17 protein-coding genes are annotated in these 19,807 nt (G+C 64.0%); 13 read left to right on the top strand and 4 right to left on the bottom strand.

The features are described 5' to 3' along the window. The 4 genes from MKK69_RS01620 to MKK69_RS01605 all read left to right on the top strand — a co-directional run. The coding region (locus tag MKK69_RS01620; protein WP_243964931.1) for a GNAT family N-acetyltransferase at positions 1-357 on the top strand (357 nt) is incomplete at its 5' end. A 629-nt stretch (positions 358-986) separates the two neighbouring features. Then, on the top strand, positions 987-5,150 hold the full coding sequence (locus MKK69_RS01615) for a peptidoglycan-binding domain-containing protein (RefSeq protein ID WP_243964929.1): 4,164 nt from the start codon (positions 987-989) through the stop codon (positions 5,148-5,150). After that, positions 5,147-5,353, top strand: coding sequence for a hypothetical protein (locus MKK69_RS01610; protein ID WP_243964928.1), 207 nt, complete (start codon positions 5,147-5,149; stop codon positions 5,351-5,353). Before MKK69_RS01615 ends, MKK69_RS01610 begins: the two co-directional genes overlap by 4 nt. Before the next feature lie 456 nt (positions 5,354-5,809). Then, positions 5,810-6,019 (top strand): hypothetical protein, encoded by a 210-nt coding sequence (locus MKK69_RS01605; protein WP_243964926.1) that lies wholly within the window; start codon positions 5,810-5,812, stop codon positions 6,017-6,019. Positions 6,020-6,050: 31 nt separating this feature from the next. Here MKK69_RS01605 and MKK69_RS01600 read toward each other — a convergent pair whose 3' ends face one another. Beyond that, a complete protein-coding gene (locus MKK69_RS01600; protein WP_243964925.1) occupies positions 6,051-6,464 on the bottom strand; it encodes a hypothetical protein in 414 nt (137 codons plus the stop codon). A gap of 218 nt (positions 6,465-6,682) precedes the next feature. Here MKK69_RS01600 and MKK69_RS01595 point away from each other — a divergent pair, with 218 nt between their 5' ends. Further along, entirely contained in the window at positions 6,683-7,369 is a 687-nt protein-coding gene (locus MKK69_RS01595) for a hypothetical protein (RefSeq protein WP_243964923.1), read from the top strand. Between the two features lie 278 nt (positions 7,370-7,647). Here the strand turns inward: MKK69_RS01595 and MKK69_RS01590 are convergent, their stop codons facing one another. The 3 genes from MKK69_RS01590 to MKK69_RS01580 are packed head-to-tail and all read right to left on the bottom strand — an operon-like array spanning position 7,648 to position 10,987. Continuing rightward, the gene (locus MKK69_RS01590) at positions 7,648-8,562 is read right to left on the bottom strand and encodes a plasmid partitioning protein RepB C-terminal domain-containing protein (RefSeq protein WP_243964921.1); all 915 of its coding nucleotides are present in this window, start codon (positions 8,560-8,562) and stop codon (positions 7,648-7,650) included. Further along, on the bottom strand, positions 8,559-9,458 hold the full coding sequence (locus MKK69_RS01585) for a plasmid partitioning protein RepB C-terminal domain-containing protein (protein ID WP_243964920.1): 900 nt from the start codon (positions 9,456-9,458) through the stop codon (positions 8,559-8,561). Before MKK69_RS01585 ends, MKK69_RS01590 begins: the two co-directional genes overlap by 4 nt. Then, positions 9,455-10,987: a recombinase family protein gene (locus MKK69_RS01580; protein ID WP_279598121.1), complete on the bottom strand. Its 1,533-nt coding sequence runs from the start codon at positions 10,985-10,987 to the stop codon at positions 9,455-9,457. Before MKK69_RS01580 ends, MKK69_RS01585 begins: the two co-directional genes overlap by 4 nt. 115 nt (positions 10,988-11,102) lie before the next feature. Between MKK69_RS01580 and MKK69_RS01575 the strand changes: the two genes are divergently transcribed. From MKK69_RS01575 to terL, 8 genes are all read left to right on the top strand, one after another. After that, on the top strand, positions 11,103-11,465 hold the full coding sequence (locus MKK69_RS01575) for a hypothetical protein (RefSeq protein ID WP_243964918.1): 363 nt from the start codon (positions 11,103-11,105) through the stop codon (positions 11,463-11,465). A 599-nt stretch (positions 11,466-12,064) separates the two neighbouring features. Next, positions 12,065-12,337 (top strand): hypothetical protein, encoded by a 273-nt coding sequence (locus MKK69_RS01570; protein ID WP_243964917.1) that lies wholly within the window; start codon positions 12,065-12,067, stop codon positions 12,335-12,337. Positions 12,338-12,474: 137 nt separating this feature from the next. Then, a complete protein-coding gene (locus tag MKK69_RS01565; protein WP_243964916.1) occupies positions 12,475-13,089 on the top strand; it encodes a DUF3489 domain-containing protein in 615 nt (204 codons plus the stop codon). Then, the gene (locus MKK69_RS01560; RefSeq protein WP_243964915.1) at positions 13,089-13,691 is read left to right on the top strand and encodes a DUF2924 domain-containing protein; all 603 of its coding nucleotides are present in this window, start codon (positions 13,089-13,091) and stop codon (positions 13,689-13,691) included. Before MKK69_RS01565 ends, MKK69_RS01560 begins: the two co-directional genes overlap by 1 nt. Continuing rightward, positions 13,688-15,313, top strand: coding sequence for a recombinase family protein (locus tag MKK69_RS01555; RefSeq protein WP_243964914.1), 1,626 nt, complete (start codon positions 13,688-13,690; stop codon positions 15,311-15,313). The genes MKK69_RS01560 and MKK69_RS01555 overlap by 4 nt, the downstream gene beginning before the upstream one ends. Before the next feature lie 668 nt (positions 15,314-15,981). After that, on the top strand, positions 15,982-17,391 hold the full coding sequence (locus MKK69_RS01550) for a DNA modification methylase (protein WP_243964913.1): 1,410 nt from the start codon (positions 15,982-15,984) through the stop codon (positions 17,389-17,391). Positions 17,392-17,400: 9 nt separating this feature from the next. Then, the gene (locus MKK69_RS01545; protein WP_243964912.1) at positions 17,401-17,874 is read left to right on the top strand and encodes a DUF5681 domain-containing protein; all 474 of its coding nucleotides are present in this window, start codon (positions 17,401-17,403) and stop codon (positions 17,872-17,874) included. Beyond that, the gene (terL, locus tag MKK69_RS01540; protein WP_243964910.1) at positions 17,871-19,397 is read left to right on the top strand and encodes a phage terminase large subunit; all 1,527 of its coding nucleotides are present in this window, start codon (positions 17,871-17,873) and stop codon (positions 19,395-19,397) included. Before MKK69_RS01545 ends, terL begins: the two co-directional genes overlap by 4 nt. The last annotated feature ends 410 nt before the right edge of the window (positions 19,398-19,807 follow it).

Raw genomic sequence — 19,807 nt, 5'->3', positions numbered from 1 at the left:
ATCCGGCAAGCTCAGAGGGTGAACATAGCCGTGGCTCACGATGATGCCCGATTGCTGGGCTTCGCCACCTACACGTCGCTGTACCCCGTTCGTGGGCTGCTGGCGTTTACCTACGTCCAGCAGATTTATGTGGCCCATGCTGCGCGTCGCCTTGGCGTCGCTCAGGCATTGATGGCCAAGGTTGCACGAGGGGCGAAAGCCGCAGGCAGCACTAGGATCGAGTGGTCCACTTCAGCCGAGAACACGGCAGCGCGGGCGCTATACGATGGCTTAGGCGCAAACGGGTCCGACAAAGTGTACTACGAGCTTGACGGGGTGGCCCTCGAACGACTGGCCGAGACGCAGCAGGGCGCGTAGATCTCCTTTCCACCCCGTACCGAAATTGCCGGACGGCCGATGCATGACTGCTTCTGGGAAGCGCTGACGACTGCTCGCACGGCTGGGTTGGGTCGGAAGCAGGATGGCTGCTCTGGGTGGTTTCCTGCCTGTCCGCTTCTGGACAGCGGTTGCATCAAGTGGACATAGCCGTGGGGACCGCTCACGACCCTTCGCAGACCCTCGGAAGGTCTGCTTCGTGGCAGCACGATAGACAACGACCTATGACCGGGTTGGGTGGAAAGCCGCCCGTCCGCTCTTAGCGTTGTATCGTTGGAAGCGGACGTCGCAGTCCAGGCTTAGGGGCCGGAATACTCCCCTTAAATAAGCTGCTCCATCCGTGGTTGTACCAGTTACCGCATCAGAGAGTGTGCAAACACTCTCGTCCACCGGGACTCTTGTAAAGCAATGCTCAGCAAATCTAAGGCTTCGATTAGGGCGGCTATTTTACCTGTCGCCGGTCATTGCCAAAAGTGTGGCTCGGATGCGCCAACCTGAGCGCTGTAACGGTTTACGATCGCAGCACAAACCCGCACTGCGTGTCTTTTGCAACCTTGAATAGGGAATCGGAACCGGCGACACAGCTTTAAACGAAGCTGCAGGGCACGGTCATGGCGCGGGGAAGGTGGTGTGGGATTCTGCTGGCGGCAGCCGCCGCCTTTCCAGGCCAAGCCCGCGCGCAGATCTCGCCGGTCGACATCTTCGGAACCCTGATCGGTGCCGCTCAAGCGCAAGCAGCACGCGAGGCTTGGGCACGACTCCCGAGTGCGGATCGCTCGTGCCTCGATCGAGCTCTTGCCCGCCAGAATACTACCATCGCCGGTCTGGCCCAGCGCGGCATCGGCCCGGACGATGGACGGTTGAGCGCGGTTTTCGCCCAATGCCGACGCTTCACGGAGCCGAATCTCAGGCGCGGTTACAGCTGCACGGTGCCGGACGATAGCGGATGGTCGATCACAACGACCTGCAATCAGACGTTCGCTTACCGGAATGGTGATGGCCGCGTCCAACCCGTCGAGCCGCGGGAGGCAATCGACCTTCATTTCTCGGGCACCCGGATCATCGTGGCCGACGTCGAGACCGGCGAGGCGCGTGAGACGCGCCGGGCCCGCGCGGAGGCGCAGGGACGTGCCGAGCAGCTTCAGGTGCTCAAGGGATCGCTGACGGCCTACCAGCGGGATCCGTCCCCTGTCGTCCGGTCCGAAATCGCCCGGATTCAGATCCGCATCGATCAGCAGCTCGGTGCACGCACCGGACCGTCCGCGCCTGATACCGAATCGCTCAATCGCGAGATCGGCGGGTTGAGCGCGCTGTCGCAGGCTGAAGCCCTGCGCATGGCCGCGCTCGATCGCATGAGCGGACTGCGCGCGCAGGCCGAAGCCCGCACGAAGGCGGATGTGCCCGATGGCCTGCGCAAGCGTCTGGCCGACTTGCGCAAGGATGCCGTGTCAATCTCCGAACCACCCCGGGCAACCTCACCGACGAAGACGGCGGGTCCGGCGCGCGACCTCGGCCCCTCGTTCGATTGCGAGCGGGCGAATACGCCCCTCCCCACCCTGATCTGTGAGGATGCCAGCCTGCGGCGCGTCGATCTCGACATGGCCCGGGCGTTCTACACGCTCCGTCAGATTCACCCGGACGCCGCGGCCGAGCTCAAGGAGGCCTCGAACGACCTCGTGAAGCGCACACTCGCATCCTGTCGGATCCCGGAGACCGGCAAGACCACGGCGGCCGCTCGGAAGGCCATCCCCTGTATCGCCGCAACCTACCAGCGTCAGCGGGACGCGTGGTCGGCTCGCGTGGGTCGCGAAGGGCCGGTCTCGGCCCGGCAGGAGCTCGCCCGGTCGCTGGAAGACCATGTTCGCCTTCAGGAGGCGCTGCGTAGCGCCGGCTACCTGCGTGCCGACGCGACCGCGGATGGCGTCTACGGCGGTGTGACGCGCAAAGCGCTCGTGGCGTTCGCCGAGGCCGAAAGCATGGACGCCGATGGTTTTCTCGGCGATGGGCTCGCCGCCAAGCTTGGGCGCGGCTCGACGCCTGCGCCGAACGTGTCCCTCATCACCGACCCAAGCCTCCCCGCGCGTATCGACGCCGTCGCACGGCGCTACGAGAGCTACCTCACGGATCTCGCTGTCGAGGAGCGGGATCGCGGCACGCGCCTGCAGGCACAGCGCCAGATCGACGAGCAGCGCAAGCGCATCGAGGCCCTCTTGGCCGGTCCCGTACCGGAAGACCTCCGGCCGGACCTCGCCGTGCTCGTCCAGCAGTTCGACGGTGCTGCGCCAAAGGATTTACCCAAGGCCGCCGAGGCGCTCCAGCAGCGCCTCTCCCAGATCGAGCCACGGATGCGGGAGGCTGAGGCGATCCAGCGCGCTATCACCGACAAGAACCGCTTCCTCGTGGAAGGCGACCCCGGCGATCTGCTGTTCCTCTACAACAGCTCGCCCCGCGCGGCCGCCGTCGTGCGCGGTCTCGACGGCAACCTCGTGTTCGACCCGGAGCGCACTGTTGCATGCGCGATGCCCGAAGCGCCGAGCGACCGCATCGCCCTGGAGCAGCTGATCGCCAAGGCGCGCAGCCTCGGTGCGCCGGTCAAGGAGACGCTGCCTCCATGCAGCGGCGCTCAGCAGCAGAGCGCAGATCTTGTCGTCTTCGAGCGCAGTGCGCTGCGTGCGCAGGTCGGGGTGTTCCAGACCATCGCCTCGGCCGTCGACACGGGTGTGTTCACCCTCGGCGGCACGGTGCCGAAATCGGACATCGAGGCCGCACGCCAAGCGGAAGGGATCCGAGCGGCCGAGGCGGAAAGTGAAGTCGCTCGCGGCACCTCGGACGGCTTGGCCGTCCTCGCTTTCGGTCCCGGGTCCCGCACGATCTGCCGGATCGCCACCGGAGACAAGGTGCTGCACGATCAGCTCCTGCAGCGCTACGAGGCGCTGCTAAGGGCGGAACTGCGCGGCGTGACGACAACGGTGACCGCGAACGCTGACGGAGCCTTTCTGTCGATCAAGCGCGGGCAGTGCGGGGCCGTCTATGGCACGGCTCCGGACTTGGCTGCGCTGGTGAAGGGTCTCACCCGCGACGGCATCACGTTCCGATATCTGCCGATCTGGATCTCGCCCGAAACAGTCGGCAAGGCGCAAGCAGCGTTGATGGAGCAGCAGGCGACGAAGCAGCGTGATCGCGAGCAGGACGCGCGTCGGCGCGAGCGTGATGCGGCCGAGCGCAGCCGGACCGCGCTCGTCGACCGCCTCAAGCGTGATCAGGCCGAGGCCGAATCGACCCTCAAGGGTGGCATCCCGCAGGATCTTCAAACCTTCCTCAGCGGCTTCGTCGCCGAGGTCGCGAGCATCGCGCCCGAGACCTCCGATGCCCGACTTGGGGAGTTGGCAGACGCCTATGCCGGGAAGCGCGCCCGCATCGACGAGGCGGCTCGGCTCGCCCGGGCAGTCACGGCGAAAAGCCGTTTCCTCATGGAAGGGGACCGCGGCGACCTGATCATCCTGTACAACGACAGCGGCAAGGCCCCGTCGGTCGTACGCAACCTGCGCGGCGAGTTGGTATTCGAGGATGGGCGCGCCACCGCCTGCCTGTATCACGCCCCGCTCTCCGACGTGTTCATGAACCGTCAGATCCGCGACCGCAGCGCCGCACTCGGAGCGAAGCTCGACCTGCCGCTCGCATCATGCGGCGCGACCGATCTTGCCAGCCAAGACCTCATCTTCGCCGAGCGGGAACGCCTTCTGCGTGAGCCGGTCAACCGGGTGATCAGCTTGGTGGATGCCGTCAACGGCAACCTGTTCTCGCGTCTCAACGCGGTGGACGCGAGCGCTCTAGCGGCGGTCAAGCAGGCGGAAGCGGCCAAGGCGAACGAGGTCGAGGCCAAGGTTCGCGGCAAGACTGCAGACGGCTTCGGCCTCGTCGTCGTACCCAATGGTTCGAGCGTGCTGTGCCGGGTGCCGTCGGCGGACGCCGAAGCCCACGCGGCGATCCTGATGCGTTTGAATGACCGGATCGCCGATGAACTGCCGGGTCAGCCTGTGGCTACGGCGACGTCGGCCGACGGCGCATTCATCGCGGTGAAAAGGAGTGAATGCGGTGCAGTCTACGCCGCCGCAGTCGATCTCACAGCCCTCGACGAAGCCATGAACCGGGATGGGATCAGCCATCGCTACCTCCCGCTGTGGATCGAATCGGCGGAGGTCGCCCAAACTCGGGACTTGATCGAGCAGGACAAGACGCGCAGCGCCGAACAGCAGTTCAAGCGGCAGCGAGAGCTCGATGACCGCAGGAAACTCGATCAGATCAAGGCGAATGAAGAAGGCGTTCGGCGTGCCGCGCAAGAACAGGCGCTGCGCGCCCAGTACGGCGAGCGCGCTCGGTTCTTCGAGCAGACGCTCGGTGACGATGCCCGTGCCTTCGCTACCGGTGCGCAGACCGCCAGCTTCAGCCAACTCTATCCGAAGCTCGCGGAGCATTATCGAGAACAGCGCAACGATCGCTGGGAGTTCATGTCTCTGGAAACCCACGTACTCGATTACGGAACGGCGCTTTACAAAAACCGCCCTCTCGAAACAGCTCTGGTAACCACCCGCATCAAGATGCGGAATCGCATCAAGGGCGAGTATCAGGATGTCTGTTACGTAACGGGTTACATCAATGACGCCGAGTTTAACGTGATGCGTGATGCGTTCGGAGAAATCTGTGACGAAGTCGGCCCCAAGCTCGCTCGGTACAAGCAAAACGAGTATTTTACCAGCCGTTGGATTGCACCATGACTGCCGAGATCGACGTGCCTGCCACGGTTAGGGGGAAGTGGGACGTCATCAAGATCATCTTTTCGGTCACCGAACATGTCAGTCTCGCCTACTACGAGAATGCGGCTCCGGTGGTCCGCGAGGCGATGGTCGAGTACGCTTTAGAGCGTGATCTTTCCGATAACCGCGTAGAGATCGAGAGTCATCCGTCGTACAACCGCTGACGCCCCACATCGATCGCATTCCGACCGGCTCGAATCATCACATCGCCTTGCGGGATGTCGTCGATCAGATTAGGAGGACCGTCTAAGGCTCATCTCTGCCATAGTAGTAGATGAGCATAGGTCCGCTCTTGAGAACCGTACGGCCGCATTTGAACGACTGTGTTGGGTCGTTAGCGGGCGTATAAGTCTCGTCTCGGCTGAACTGCACCACCGCCTCGCAACCTGCATCCTGCCGGATCCGGAATGGGCCAGCAGCCGCAAGGATCCGTTAACCATACCGGCCCACGGTCACCCTGCGATCGGCCAGGGGTCGAGCGCCGGCAGAGCAGCATCGAGGTCGTCTTGAGACGGCAAGCCTCGGTGCGGCCTCGTCGGCGCAATCGCGCTGATCGGACGCGATTGCGGCCGAGCTTGTGCCCAGCTAGACGCGCCACCTTGAGGTCCGCGGGAGCAGGAATGGGCGATGTCGTGACCGCTCTGCTGCTCGCGCTCGTGGCCGAAAACGCAGAGCTGCGCGAGCAACTGGCCTCGGCTCAAGAGATGCTGGTTGAGACCGCGATCGACGCCGGCAACATGCACGCCCTGGTCGAGGCAATGCGTACCGAGCGCGATGCGTGGCAGGAGGAAGCCCAGCGTCTTCAGGGACGAGCTGCGCGCAGGGCATGACGCTGCAACTCTGGTGCAGCCGGTTTGTGGGTCAGGGCTTGCTCTTCGTGGGGAACGCGACCGCGTTGAACCGCTCCCATTCCTCGGCGCTCATGCCGTGAGGGGTAGAGCCAGGGATCACCACTCCCTCGCCTCGGACCTGGACCGGGCTGGTACGCTTCTGCTGTGGTTTAGCGGCAAACTCCAAGACGCCGCCAACCACGAGCGCCACTGCGCCGATCCAAAAAAAGCCAGGGCGATACGGGTTGGCTCCGACCATGGCCGCCAGCTCGATTACCTGACCACACGCGCCAGCGACCGAATACAGACATTGCAGAGGTGGTTCAGCCTGCGCCCCGAGGACGGCGGCAACCTCTCCGTAGAGCTTCTGCCACCATGCGACGGAGCCGCCGACCAGCAGGACCCCGACCGCCGCCAATGCAGTCCCGAGCCGAAAGAGGTTCATTGCCGTCGCCCAATCCTGATCAGCTCGCCAGCATGATTATGCAGGACAGGTTCGCGTAATCGGTTAAGTGGATCGCGGCAGTGTTGATCGACGCAGCAACGGCACTAGCCCTTGCGCCGAGAGGCAGTCTCGGGACATCTGGAGGGTGTCGAAAAGTGCCGCCGGACAATATGGATCGCCTCCGCAGTCGCCGGCATTAATGCTCACGGAGGACGGCCGTGGACATCACCGAGGACGACTTCATCTTCGTATTCCCAACCACTGACGGTCACACGTCGGTGCTCAATCCATATTTCGGGACGAACCTCGCTGATCTAACGGAGTGTACCGCTCCCGACGTGCAGATCATGCCAGAGTACCTGCTAGCATACTGGTGGAACCACATCATTCAGCAGGTCGATGATGGTCCCGGTAGAGCGGCTGTCGTTCTGATCGGCACCTTCATCCGCAATATCGGTCCCGCGGTCTTCGACTACCGCGCCGCTTGCCGGTACGTCCGCCGGTACCTGTCGCATCTGCCGAACGGTACGGCGCCGATGGCCTATGACCTCGCAGTGGCCCGTTTCGAGAGCTGCATCCTCCGGATCGGCGTGGCGATTGCCTGCGTAAATGGGGCAACGAAGATCTACCCTCCCCTGCCCCCGGCTTTCACAAAAGGTGACGGTTCGGTCAGCGAGCGGGTCCACCTGTTCAACAACCGGATCAAGCATTTCGGGAGCGACATCGCGAATGCTGCTGATCCAGGCGCGATGCCTACGGCGTCAATCTGGATCACGAACAACGGCCTTGGATGCCACCACAAGGGGAAGGACGTGTTCGTGAGCTTTGTAGAGTTGGCAGCCCTCCTGCAGGACCTCTCCGGCGAGGCTGAGTATCGGGCAGAGAACCCGCTTCCGGCATCCTAGTGGTCAAAATCTCACGGTTGGTACCCATTCGCGAGGATCCGCAACGGGTGGTTTTCTGCCGGTCTGCTTTTAGGCGGAAGTGCATGGAAGCTGACGTCATATCATTCCTCCGCTTGTCCCATCGCGGAACACTGGAATGCCCGCTTTACAGCTATTTGATTGACCTGCAGGAGCCAAACATTGACATTTCTCTGGTCTGCCCGCGTCCACTCAGTGTGCAGTTATTCAAATCTATTGCTGAGCTTCAAGATTTATGATTTGCAGCGACCAAGCCCAACCTAGGCGGCTACCTCCACAGGCAGAGTCAATTTAGTCTCCGCGATGGCCTGAAATTCATCGAGAAACTCTGGACGTGTCTGGAATAGATATCGAACCACTCGATTATTTTTAAGGAGCTTGGTTAGATAGCCCCTGACCACAGTTAGCTCTAACGTATCACGGCCATAGCTATCCTGAATGGAGGTGACCGTTGCCTGAAGCTTGGCTAGCTCCCGCTCCATCCGAGCTAGTATCTCGGGGCTGACACCTTTGGCCTTCTTTCGCGCGCCTTCTTCGACGAGAGCCGACTGTGGAGTTGTAGCTAAAAGCAACGTCGCGTACTTAATTGAGTAATTGTTCATGCCAATCATAAGTTCCGCCGACTCTATCTGACGGAGAGGCTTCATCTTTCTCAATATCTCGAAGGCGGAAATCGGGCATTGCTTGTCGCGCAAGAGGGCGACGACCTCCTCACAAATCCCATCTAGCATTCGCACTCGTCGTTGAACGCTTACGGGGTGGATACATAGAGCTGCTGCAATTTTCTCTGCCGAGACGCCCCGCTCCATGGCACGCACAATCATAGCACGCTCCTGCACAGCCGAGAGGCGATTGACGCGTCGATTATATGTGAATGCCTCGTCGTCAGTAGAAACGAGGCATTCTACCTCTGTTTCTCCAAGATCCTTTAGTGCTTCAACACGAAGGTGGCCGTCAAGGAGTAGGTAAAGGCCCCCGCTCATCTTGTCCCGGGCCACCACGGGCGCCTCTACGAGCCCAACCTCACGCACTGATGCCGCTATCTGTAAGTACTTTTGGCTGGCCTTCACGGTGGGTCCAACGCTTTTGACGGGCAGCAATGAAGCGAGTGGCAGCGTCACCAACTCGTACTCGAAAGCAAGCGTAACAAGAGGAACGGGGACAATCTCAGTCATGACGTCCTCGCGGTCATACGATTGTGCAGGTCAAGGGGCATTGTCGCGAGGCCTTCGGCCCGCAGCAGGTTGACGAAGTTCTCGTCCGACCTGAGCACGCGAAGAGCCTCCACGGTGAAGAGTAGGCGCGTCTGGGTAATCTCGGCTTTCTTAACCAGGAGCCGTTGCTTGTCCGCCTCCTGCTGCAGCATCCGCAGGAGGGCGTCCGTGGATATCGGACGCTTTGCCCCATCCTTCCGTCCATGAGACGTCTTGTTCATGCCGCGGCCACCCCTGCGGCGCGCTTCAAGAAGACGTCTGACTTTGGCTAGCTTGCCACCCGATAGCTTCCGCTCCGCGTATGCCTGTGCGAGGAGCCTTTGCTCACCTTCGTCATCGGTCCGCGAGATTTCCATAGCCACGCTGACAGGCAGGACGCCTGTCTCAACCGCAGCGAGTAGCCGCTCCTCCCCCCTCTCGATCAGCCCCACGACCATGTTCACCCATTGCGGAGTACAGCCGATCTTACTCGCAATTTCGGCGTCGGTATATCCGCGCTGCTTCAAAGCGGAAATATCGTTTAGGAGATCTGCCGGACGGTGATGTCGTCGGGCGCAGTTCTCGACGATGCTCATGACGAGGCAATCGCGCTCATCCGCTTCGATGACGATTGCCGCGACTGTAGTCTGCCCGAGCTCTACACATGCTTCCAGTCGCCCCTGGCCGCAGATGAGGCCATAGGCCGGTAAAGATTTTTTGTCAGGCAGCGGTGTTACGGTTACCGGGCGCTTCAATCCGACAAGAGAAATGTTCTCTACAAGCTCGCGAAACTTTCGTTGGTCTCGCACCCGGGGGTTGAGGACGGTGATGCGGTCGACTGGGATGATCTGGACGCGACGTTTGGCGGGAGTATTCATGCTACCTTCTCCTCAAACGGCGCCCGAGCGGCGAGCGCGAACAGTGTATCCAGGGCTTCAAATCGATAGGCATCAAGGGAAAAGCCGTTGCGCTCGGCTAGGCGTAGCCGTGGGACGGTCATGTCCAATCCGGGCAGAAGGTAGTAGTCGAGTGCCGTTGCGTTCCCGACGTCCATCCGAATTGCGGCCGTGATGTCGGGCGCGAGAAGGCCGTCAAGGCGAATGCGCCAGCGAAGTGAGCCGGCTTTCGTCTCTTGACATCGTGCGATCACGACCGAGGCGGTGAATTCACCGTTGACAGTGAGCAAATCGGTGATGGGGTCGCGCTCGACTTCGCCGCCAACATCGCGGATGCCCGTCATCACCGAAGCGATGACATCGGGGTGCATCCTGCGCAGTGTGCGGTTGATCTCGATGTAACGGTAATCGTGCTCCGGCTTATAGCCGACTAGTGAGTAGGCTCGAAGCAGGCTGCCGAACCGGCGCCGGTACACGCTGCTCGACGGCATGTCCCCGCGCTCGTCTATGGCAAGTCCGGAAAGTGCTCCCTGACACCGCAGTAAGTCCCGCAGCAGGTCGAGCAACTGCGCATCGCCGTATCGTTGGCTACGGGCCTCGATGATCGCGCGCGTCCGCTCGAATAAGACTTCGTCCACGAGCGGCTCGAAAGCTCGCCGCGCCCGAACCCAAATGTCTGGTGCGTTCGCGACCCGGCGCTGCTTCAGCTTGAAGGATCGCCGATTGAAGACGTTGTTGCCGATGTACTTCTCATTGGTCAGCACTTCATGAACAGTGCCGCGCGTCCAGTGACTCCCGAGGTTCGTACGCAACCCGTCGCGATTGAGCGCTGACGCAATCTCCGTTTCGCCATGCCCTTCCTCGACGAACATCCGGTACACGCGCTCGACGACTGACACCTCCTCGCTGGGCCCGGGCACAAGGATCACACGGTCGGTCTGGAGGCCCTTACGCTGGCCGAAGCCGAGCTCCCCCTTCGAAGTACCCTTCTCGTCGACCAGCAGCCGGCGCAGTCCGAAGCCGGCCATGCCGCCCTGACGAAAACCCTTTTCCACCAAACGGCATTGACCAGCGAATACTTTGACCGACAGCTCTCTGCTGTGTTCCCGGGCCATGACGCGTTTGACCGCCTTTAGGAGAACGGAGCTGGTCGTTCCGTCGTTGTCAAACTGTTCGGCGCAGTAGTGGACTTGGATGCCGGCGCGCGAGCACAGGAATTCGTAATGTGCGCTCTCGTCCGCGTTCTGGAACCGTCCCCAACGGCTGATGTCGTAAGCCAGGATGGCCTCGAAATCGGCCGATCCGGAAGCCACATCCTCCATCAACCTTGTGAGTCCCTCCCGACCGCTGATGGTGAGTCCGCTGCGCCCGGCATCCTCATAAACTCTGATGAGTTCGAAGCCGCGCAGGTCCGCGTATCGCCGGATCTCGGCTAATTGATTTTCGATGGAGAACTGTTGCGGGTCGGTCGACATCCGGACGTAGGCGACCGCCCGAGTCGATCCCCGCATTTGGCTCAAGTCCGGCGATGTTCCTGAGTTCATCCCACGGCGCCTGAAAGGTGTTGAGACCGGTCCTGCATCAGGGTCCGTCCTTTCTGCGCAACAAGAGCGTGTGGAGAACGGAATGTCATTTCCTAAAAAGGGCAATTCCTTTCATGGCAACGGACGCCTGCCGCCGGATCGGGGCGAGACGTTCGCGCAGATGGTCTCGGAAGTGCTGCGGTGCGCAGTCAGCGAGCGACCATCGGCGGTCAAGGTGGTTGCAGGCTGGACCGGCGCTGGCGAACGCACTGTCAAGAACTGGTTCGCTGGTTCCTGCGCACCTAAAGGTGATCACTTCCGCGAACTTGTACGGCACTGCCCGGAGATGCTGGAGGCGTTCCTCCTTTCAGTCGGACGACAAGATCATCTTACCTTTGCCAAGGTAGGGGAGGTCGAGGCAGCTCTGATCGAGGCCTTAGCTGCAATTACTAAACTTAAGCGTTAGATCTGCCTCGATATGATCGTCGACTGCATGGGGTTGACTTCGTTCATCACGGCTACCCTGTGCGGAGGCCGATGCCCATGAGACTGGATCTTCAACCAAGCGCCGGCGAACACACAAGGACGTCACGCAGTAGTCCAGGTAATAGTCAGAAGCGACACCAATCGTTTGCCGTCCTAGGACTATTGCCAAGCTCACAACCACAGCAGTATCTAATCAACTCACGGACTACGCTGGTTTGCGGTACAGAACGGGCACACCTAAGTGACCGAAAATAACGCAAGTCTGAAAGTCCGGTTTCGGACGATGAGCCACAATTCGCTTGCCACCCGAGTCGAAGTTGCGGCGCGGGCGACGAGCGTCCGCTTATGGGCGGTCCTAATGCTTGCCGGTACGGCTAGGTTGGGTCGGAACTAAAACGTCCGCTTCGAGGCGGAGGCCTAGGGTCCATTTTTCGCGTTGGCGGAGGCCTTCCCGAACTACGACGCGGATGTCGGCGGGATCCGGTACTTTCGACTGGACTGTCGCCGCCAACAGAGCGTGTGTGTTGACCGGCCCGACGCAGCCGCGGGCCTAGGCAGCTACGCGCACGGAGTGACGGTATGAGCGAGACGACCACGGGCCGGACGGATACGAGCGAGGCCGGCCTGAGCGTGACCGCGGCTCTGGCCGCCATCAGCGCCCACCTGATCGACGCCGCCGCCCTCGCCAAGGCCGCCCTGGTCTGCGCCCGCGCCGGCTCCGAGCGCGAGGCCGTGCGCATCGTCCTCGACCTCGACGTCCCCCTCAGCGAGGCCCAGACCCTACACGGCGCCATCTGCCTCATCGGCCGCATCAACCGAAAGGCCGCCGAGGCCACCGACCCCGGCGACTGACCGTCCGTTCGCACGCGGCCGTACCCATGCGGCCGCTACACGCGGTCATCCTCACTTCACCCCGCCGGCCCGTCGCAGGGCCGATCGCGGGGTCGGGCCGGTGGCGGGGCTCACCCGCCGCTACGGAGACGATCATCATGACCGCTACCAATGCCGCCGCCATCACCGCCACCGCCCCGACGACCGTCCTCCTGAACCGGACCGAGGCTGGCCTACTGCAGGCCGCCGCAGCGGACGAGGGTCGACTGACGCCCCCGGCCGCGATGAGTCCTGCCACCCACGCGCGGCTGCTCGGCCGCTTCCTGCGCGATGGCATGGTGATCGCACCCGCCGAGGCGGGTGGCCCGCACCGCCTCACCCCCGCCGGATACCGGGCCATCGGCCTCGCCCCGCCCAAGCCGCCGCGCGGCGCCAAGGTGGCTGCGGGTGCTCCTGCCGCCACACCGGCCGATCCCGCCGGTACTGCGATCTCGAGCAAGAAGGCGCAGGTGCTGGCCCTGCTGAAGCGCGAGCAGGGGGCGACGCTCGCCGAGCTGACCGCGGCCACCGGCTGGCTGCCCCACACGACCCGCGCCGCCCTGTCGCGCATCCGCACCGGCGGCCAGGCGCTGCTCAAGGCCGCGCGCCCAGACGACGCTACAGCCTACTGCATCCCCGCGCCGGTAGCCCCAGTCGCCGCCCCGCCCCGGGCGCGCAAGCCCCGGCGCACGCCGGTGGCCGAGGCGGCCGTCGCGGCCCAGGCGGCAGCCTGATGGGCGAGCAGCGCTCACCGGCCGCGGCGCAGACGGTGAGGGCGGTGATCAGAGCGGGGGCCATCCCCGCCGCCGACCGGCTCGCCGCCGCGCTCGACGAGCTCGCCGGCCTCGACGCCGCCAGCCTCGCCCGGCGCTGGCGGCGGGACTTCGGTTCCGCCGCCCCGCCCGGCCTCTCCCCCACCCTGCGCGCCCGTATCCTCGCCCACCGTCTCCAGATTCGTGCGCTGGGCGACCTCGACCGCGATACCGCGCAGGTCCTCAGCCGTTTCACAGCTGGGCGGGGGACGGCGGTCGGACGAGACAGGTCCGAGCCCGGCGCTGGGGCCATCCCGACCGCCATCGCGGTCCCGGTGCCGGACCGGCGCGGGCACATCCCCGGCGTGCAGCTATCGCGCGAGTGGGGCGGGCGCATGCACACCGTCACCGTGCTAGACGCCGGCTACGCCTGGGACGGGGCGACCTACCCCAGCTTGTCCCGCGTCGCCCACGCCATCACCGGTACCAAATGGAACGGCCCCCGCTTTTTCGGCCTGCGCGAACGGGCCGATGCGGCGACGGAGGCTGGGCGGGATAGAGGCGAGCGGAGGGCCCCGGCGTGAGCGTCAAACCGAGGTGCTCGGCGAATGCCGCACAGCATCCCCCCTCGGGCGCCCGCCCGACGCTGCGCTGCGCGATCTACACGCGTGTCTCGACCGAGCACGGGCTCGAGCAGGAGTTCAACTCGCTTGACAACCAGCGCGAGGCCGCCGAATCCTACGTGAGGAGCCAGGCTCACGAAGGCTGGCGGCTCCTGCCCGAACGCTACGACGACGGCGGATACTCCGGCGGGACCCTCGAGCGTCCAGCCCTACAGCGCCTGCTCACTGCGGTGCGCGAGCGCCGGGTCGATGTCATCGTCGTGTACAAGGTCGATCGCCTTACCCGCGCGCTGGCCGACTTCGCCAAGCTCGTCGAGCTGTTCGACGCGCACGGCACCTCGTTCGTGTCGGTGACCCAGGCGTTCAACACCACGACCAGCATGGGACGCCTCACCCTCAACGTCCTGCTCTCGTTCGCCCAGTTCGAGCGCGAGGTCACCGGCGAGCGCATCCGCGACAAGATCGCCGCGAGTAAGCGTAAGGGCATCTGGATGGGTGGCGTCGTGCCGCTGGGCTACCGCGTTGAGGCGCGCGCGCTGCACGTCGTTGAGGAGCAGGCCGAGGTCGTGCGCGCGATCTTCACCCGCTATCACGCTCTCGGCACGGTCAGCGCGCTTCACGCCGAGCTGGAGGCCACCGGCATCCGCGTGCCCGAACGCCGCGATGGTAAAGGCAAGTCGGTGGGAGGCGGTGCGTTCACCCGCGGGCACCTGTACAAGATCCTCGCCAACCCGATCTACGTTGGCCGGCTTGGTCACCGGGGCCTTGTGCACGAGGGCCAGCACATGGGCCTCGTCGACCCGGCGATGTTCGACGCGGTACAGGCGCAACTGTCGGCCAATCACCACGCGCACACCGCCCGGCGGCGGGAGGGCGCGCATCTGCTCACCGGGCGGATCCGGGACGAGCATGGCCAAGCGATGACCCCGAGCCACACGGCCAAGGGCGCACGGCGCTACCGGTACTACGTCAGCCGGGCGGCGGTCCGGGGCAGGCCGGCCTGCGCGGTCCGGCGCATCGCTGCCCACGCGCTCGAGGCCTGCGTGGTCCAGGCGCTGCGCGCGACGCTTGTCTCGCCTGCCGCGTCCGCCTCGCCATCTGCTCCGGTGCCCAACGTCCTCAGCGACGCCGACGTGATCGCGACCCACCTCGCGGGGGTGACGATCTATCCTGACTCGCTGTTGGTCGAGCTGGTCGATGGGGACGGGCGTGATCCGATCCGCATCCCGTGGTCGCCTGCGGGGCATCGTCGGCGCCGGGAGATCGTCGTGCCCCCGGGCGTGGAGCGCGATGGCTTGCGGCCGATGAAGGTCGAGGACCGCGCGCGCATCCTCACGGCCATCGCCCGCAGCCGCGCCTGGGTCGACCATCTCGTTGCGGCGCGTGCGGCGAGTACTGCGGCCATCGCACTGCACGAGGGCTGCAGCGAGCGCGCGGTGCGGATGATGTTGCCGCTCGCCCATCTTGCCCCGCGGATCGTTCGGGCCATCGTCGACGGTCGCCTGCCGCGTGGCATCGGCGTTGGGCACCTAGCTGGATTGCCGGTATCCTGGGCGGAGCAGGAACGCGCCCTGGGCTTGTGAGCGCATCGCCGCGCCACCGCATCAACGCGTGCCGGGTCCATCACCGGGCGATCCGATCCCCTGCCGTCGGAGCCGAACTTCAGCGCTACCATCCTTGCGTCGTCGGCACCCGCTCGCGTTCGCATCGCCGTGCGCCCGCAGCGAACGACCTATGCATCGGTCATCGAATCGAGTGCGCGGAAACGGGTTTGGTAGCAGCGGAGACGGCGGCCTCGTTCAGGCGCCTATCCGTGGTCCGACGGGGTGGAGACTGATAAATCGTCGCGGAGACGCGGCTAAGCCGCGAACACAGCGGCGTTTTTCGTCTCGACCACCAGGCACGCAGTTTCCAAAAACTGCCTGGTGGTGCACGAAGTCGGGGTCGAACCGGTCTCTACTGAGCGCGTGCGAAATGCGAATTCGATGCAGCGCGAAATGGGATTGGAAACGGCATTCCAGCGACAGAGATGCGATTTCAACCGCGTACCAATTCCAATCGCATCATTTTTTGATTGACCGCGGCGAGCGATCCGGCGATTTCTGTCGTACGCAGAAGCACGACGCGCCGCGGATCATCCGCATCGGGTTCGAGCATTGGCTGCCTTCGGTTCCCTACGCCTCGCCGCACCAAGATCGTGCGTGGGGGGAAGGTGACTGTTGGCCCATGCTGACTCGATTGGACCGGCGTCATGTCTCCAGCTACTCCTACCGAACCGCACCTCATCCCATCGGTCGAACCGCCGCCGACCCGGATTCGCAGGCGATCACCGGCTCATCAGAGCTCGGCTCAGCGATCCCTCGCCATCGTCAATCTGCTTCCGGGTGAGCTCGTCGTCGCACGGGCGCGACTGCGCAAGTACCAGCCTCGCCACCGCGAGCACCTGCTTCAAAGTGTGAAACGCTGGGGCATCGTCGAGCCAATCCTCATCGACGCCGATCGCCGCGTCATTGCGGGTCATCAGATCCTCGCCGCAGCCCTGGAGCTCGGTCTCGCAACGGTTCCGACCATCGCGTTGGCCGACCTTTCGGACGCGCAAGCTCGCGCCCTGCGCATTGCCCTCAACAAGCTGCCGGAGCTGTCGAGCTGGGATCCGAGCGCGTTGAAGGACGAGCTCGCCTTCCTCGCCGACTTCGACATCGACCTCGTCAGCTTCACTGCGTTCAGCTCGGCCGAGCTCGATGTAATCTTCAACGCCGCCGGGGACGAGCCCGACGACGCTGTGCCGACACCGCTTAAGCAGGCGGTCTCTCAACTCGGCGATATCTGGACCTTTGAAGGCGGTCACCGGCTCGGCTGTCTTGACGCCCTGAGCGAAGTGAGCCTTCCCGCGCTCATGGCCGGCATGCTCGCGAACCTTGTCTTGTGCGATCCGCCCTACAACGTCCCGGTCGCCGGACATGTTACCGGTCGCGTCGGTGCCCGCGAGTTCGCCATGGCCTCCGGCGAGATGAGTGTCGCGGAGTTCACGGCGTTCCTACACGCCGTGTTCGAGCGGCTCTGGGAGCATGCCGAAGACGGCTCGCTCTCGCTCCAGTTTATGGACTGGCGGCACATGCAGGAGATGCTGGCGGCCGGTCATGCCGTCTACCAGCAGTTTCTCAATCTCGCGGTCTGGGCCAAGACCAATCCCGGCATGGGCTCGCTCTGGCGCTCCGGCCACGAGTTATGTTTCATCTGGAAGAAGGGCACGGCACCGCACATCAACAACATCGAGCTCGGCCGAAATGGCCGCAATCGCTCGAATGTGTGGAGCTATCCCGGCGCAAACGGCTTCGCCCGGGCAGGCAACCCTGATAGCCGGGAGCATGTGACGCCGAAGAACGTGGCGATGATCCAGGACGCGATCTTGGACGTATCCCGTCGCGGCGACATCGTGCTCGACGTCTTTGCCGGTAGCGGCACCACCCTGGTCGCAGCGCATCGCGCGAAGCGGCGCGGCTACGGTCTCGACATCGATCCGTTCTACGTCGATCTCGCTGTGCGCAGGATGGAACGCTGCACGCGCGCGCCGGCGCGTCATGCTGAGACTGGTCTGACGTTTGCCGAGATGGCGGAGCAGCGGGGCATCGTGCTTCCGCCGCGCTCGCGGCGCACGTGAGGCTTTCCCGTGCCCAGGGATCGCAAGCGCGGCGAGCCGCCGCCCGTTGAGGCCACGCGTGTCGGCTACGGTTGTCCTCCGCCGCAGCATCGCTTCAAACCGAACCAAGTCGGCAATCCATGGGGCTGCAAGGGCAAGCCCAAGCCGAAGAGCGACTTCCTCGACGAGATTGTCGTCGTGCAGGTCGCCGGCAAGCGGCAGCGGCTGACCCGCGACGAGACTGTCGACCTCGCGCTGTACAAGCAGGTCTTGGCGGGCAACGTTTCTGCGGCCAAAGAACTGGACAGGCGCCGGCGGGAGCGGCGGGCGAGCCGGCCGGACACGGCGACGGATGATACGCTAAGTCCCGAGGATCAGGCGGCGTTCGACCGCCTGATCGCGCGGCACGCGCACAGGCAACGGTCCCCAGACGAAGCGGTGGGATCCGGGTCGGCACCAGACGACGATGCTGATGCCGATCTCTCGGACGAGGGTGCTGCATGACCCAGGTTCAGCGCCTCTATCGCCATGCCCTGCGCACCGACTTCATGGTGTTCTACGAGCGCTGCTTTGCCACGCTCGAGCCGGGCACCCCGTTCGTCGACAACTGGCACCTCCATGCCATCGCTCACGCCCTGCGCGGGGTTGAGAGCGGCGACCGCCAGCGGCTTATCATCAACGTGCCACCACGCTCGGGCAAGTCGCTCATCGTCACAGTCGCGTTCACCGCGTGGCGGCTCGGCCGCGATCCGCGGCTGCGCATCATCTGCACCTCGTATTCTGCCGACCTCGCCCAGACACACGCGGCGGCGTTCCGAGCGATCGTCGCCAGTGCCTGGTTCCAAGAGGCTTTCCCGGCGTTCCGGATCAAGCGGGGCGGGGACCGTAAGCTCGAGACGATCACGACTGAACGTGGCTACCGCTTCGGGGTGTCGATTTCGGGGCCGGTCCTAGGGCGCGGCGCGGATCTCATCATCGGAGACGACGCGATGAGCCCGGAAGCGACCTTCTCGGAAGCCGTCCGGCGCAGAGAGATGGGGCTTTGGAACACTGCGCATCGCACCCGCCTCAACGACAAACTCAAGGGTGCGATCGTCTTGATCTCGCAGCGGCTGCACGAAGATGACCTCATCGGTCAGGTGCAGCGGAGCGGTGACTGGGACCGGCTGGTGTTGCCGGCTATCGCATCGGGCGCGGCATGCTATCGGATCGGGCCGCACGAGCACGACATCTATCATCGGCGGGCCGGCGAGGTGCTGGATCCCGAGCGTGAGCCACGTGAAACGCTAGAGGAGATGCGGCGCGCTGTCGGCTCGATGACCTTCGCGGCGATGTACCTCCAGGACCCCGTGCCCCCGGACGGCAACGTCATCCGCCGCGAATGGCTGCGCTATGCCGATCGCGACCTCAATGATCCGGCGCTCAAGTATTTCGTTGCGAGCTGGGACACGGCCTCGACGCTGGACGCGACCAGCAGCTACTCGGTCGGCATGCTCTGGGGCTGGGATGGGGAGAATTACTATCTGTTGGAGCTGGTCCGAGGCCGGTGGGAAACCCCGGAGCTGCGCGGTAAGATCCTCGAGACCATCCACGACTGGCGTCCTGATGAGACTCTGATCGAGGACACCGAATTGGGCCGCAGCCTGCAGCAGGACATCCGGCGCACGAGTGGCATACGGGTTCTCCTGCGGCGGCCCCGCTACGACAAGCGCGCCCGGCTTCTTGCGCAGAGCGCGCGGTTCGAGGCTGGGCAGGTGTGGATACCGGCATCGGAGCCTTGGACCCACGACTTCGTCAGCGAGTTGCTCAGCTTTCCATTCGGCCGGAGCGACGATCAGGTCGACGCGACTTCCCAGGCCCTCGATTACCTGGTCACGAAGACCGCGAGCCTCCAGCCGATGCAGCGCCGTAACCCGACCCGGAGAACGATCGAACGCCGCGCCGTGGCGGAGGACGAAGAAGCGCCCGATCGGCATCGTGGCCGGTCCAGATCCAGGATGTTCGATGGGGCACCGCAGCTGGGCTGATCGCACCAAGATTGCTCAGCGGACCGGAAGGACAGTTCCGGGCGTGGTCGTCGCGAGCAGGGCCGGGCGTATGGTCAGTCCGCAGCAGGGCCAGATCCGGCGCGGAGGGTGTTCACGAACCAGTCCATCGCTGCGGAGAACGCAGCGATCGCCTCGGCAGATAACCGACAACCAGCCGTTCCGCTCTGCGCCCATCTCGGTCATTTAGGCAAGCTCGGCAACGCCCGCATAGCAGACATTCATAGACACAATGGCATGCTGCGCATTTGCAAATGGTCAGAATTAATCTTTTTGAACCGAGGGTCGGCGAAGTAATGGGTTATTGAGGGCCGGCCCGCAACTAGTCATTGAAGAAAGCACATCCCGTCGATGTCGACGGACACCACATTGCAATTGCGTTGGGTCGACGA

This window comes from Methylobacterium sp. J-026 (genome assembly GCF_022829585.1).
In the GTDB taxonomy this organism is placed as follows: domain Bacteria; phylum Pseudomonadota; class Alphaproteobacteria; order Rhizobiales; family Beijerinckiaceae; genus Methylobacterium.
The sequence above is the reverse complement of the archived record's forward strand: the minus strand, read 5'-3'. Positions and strand labels throughout refer to the sequence as shown.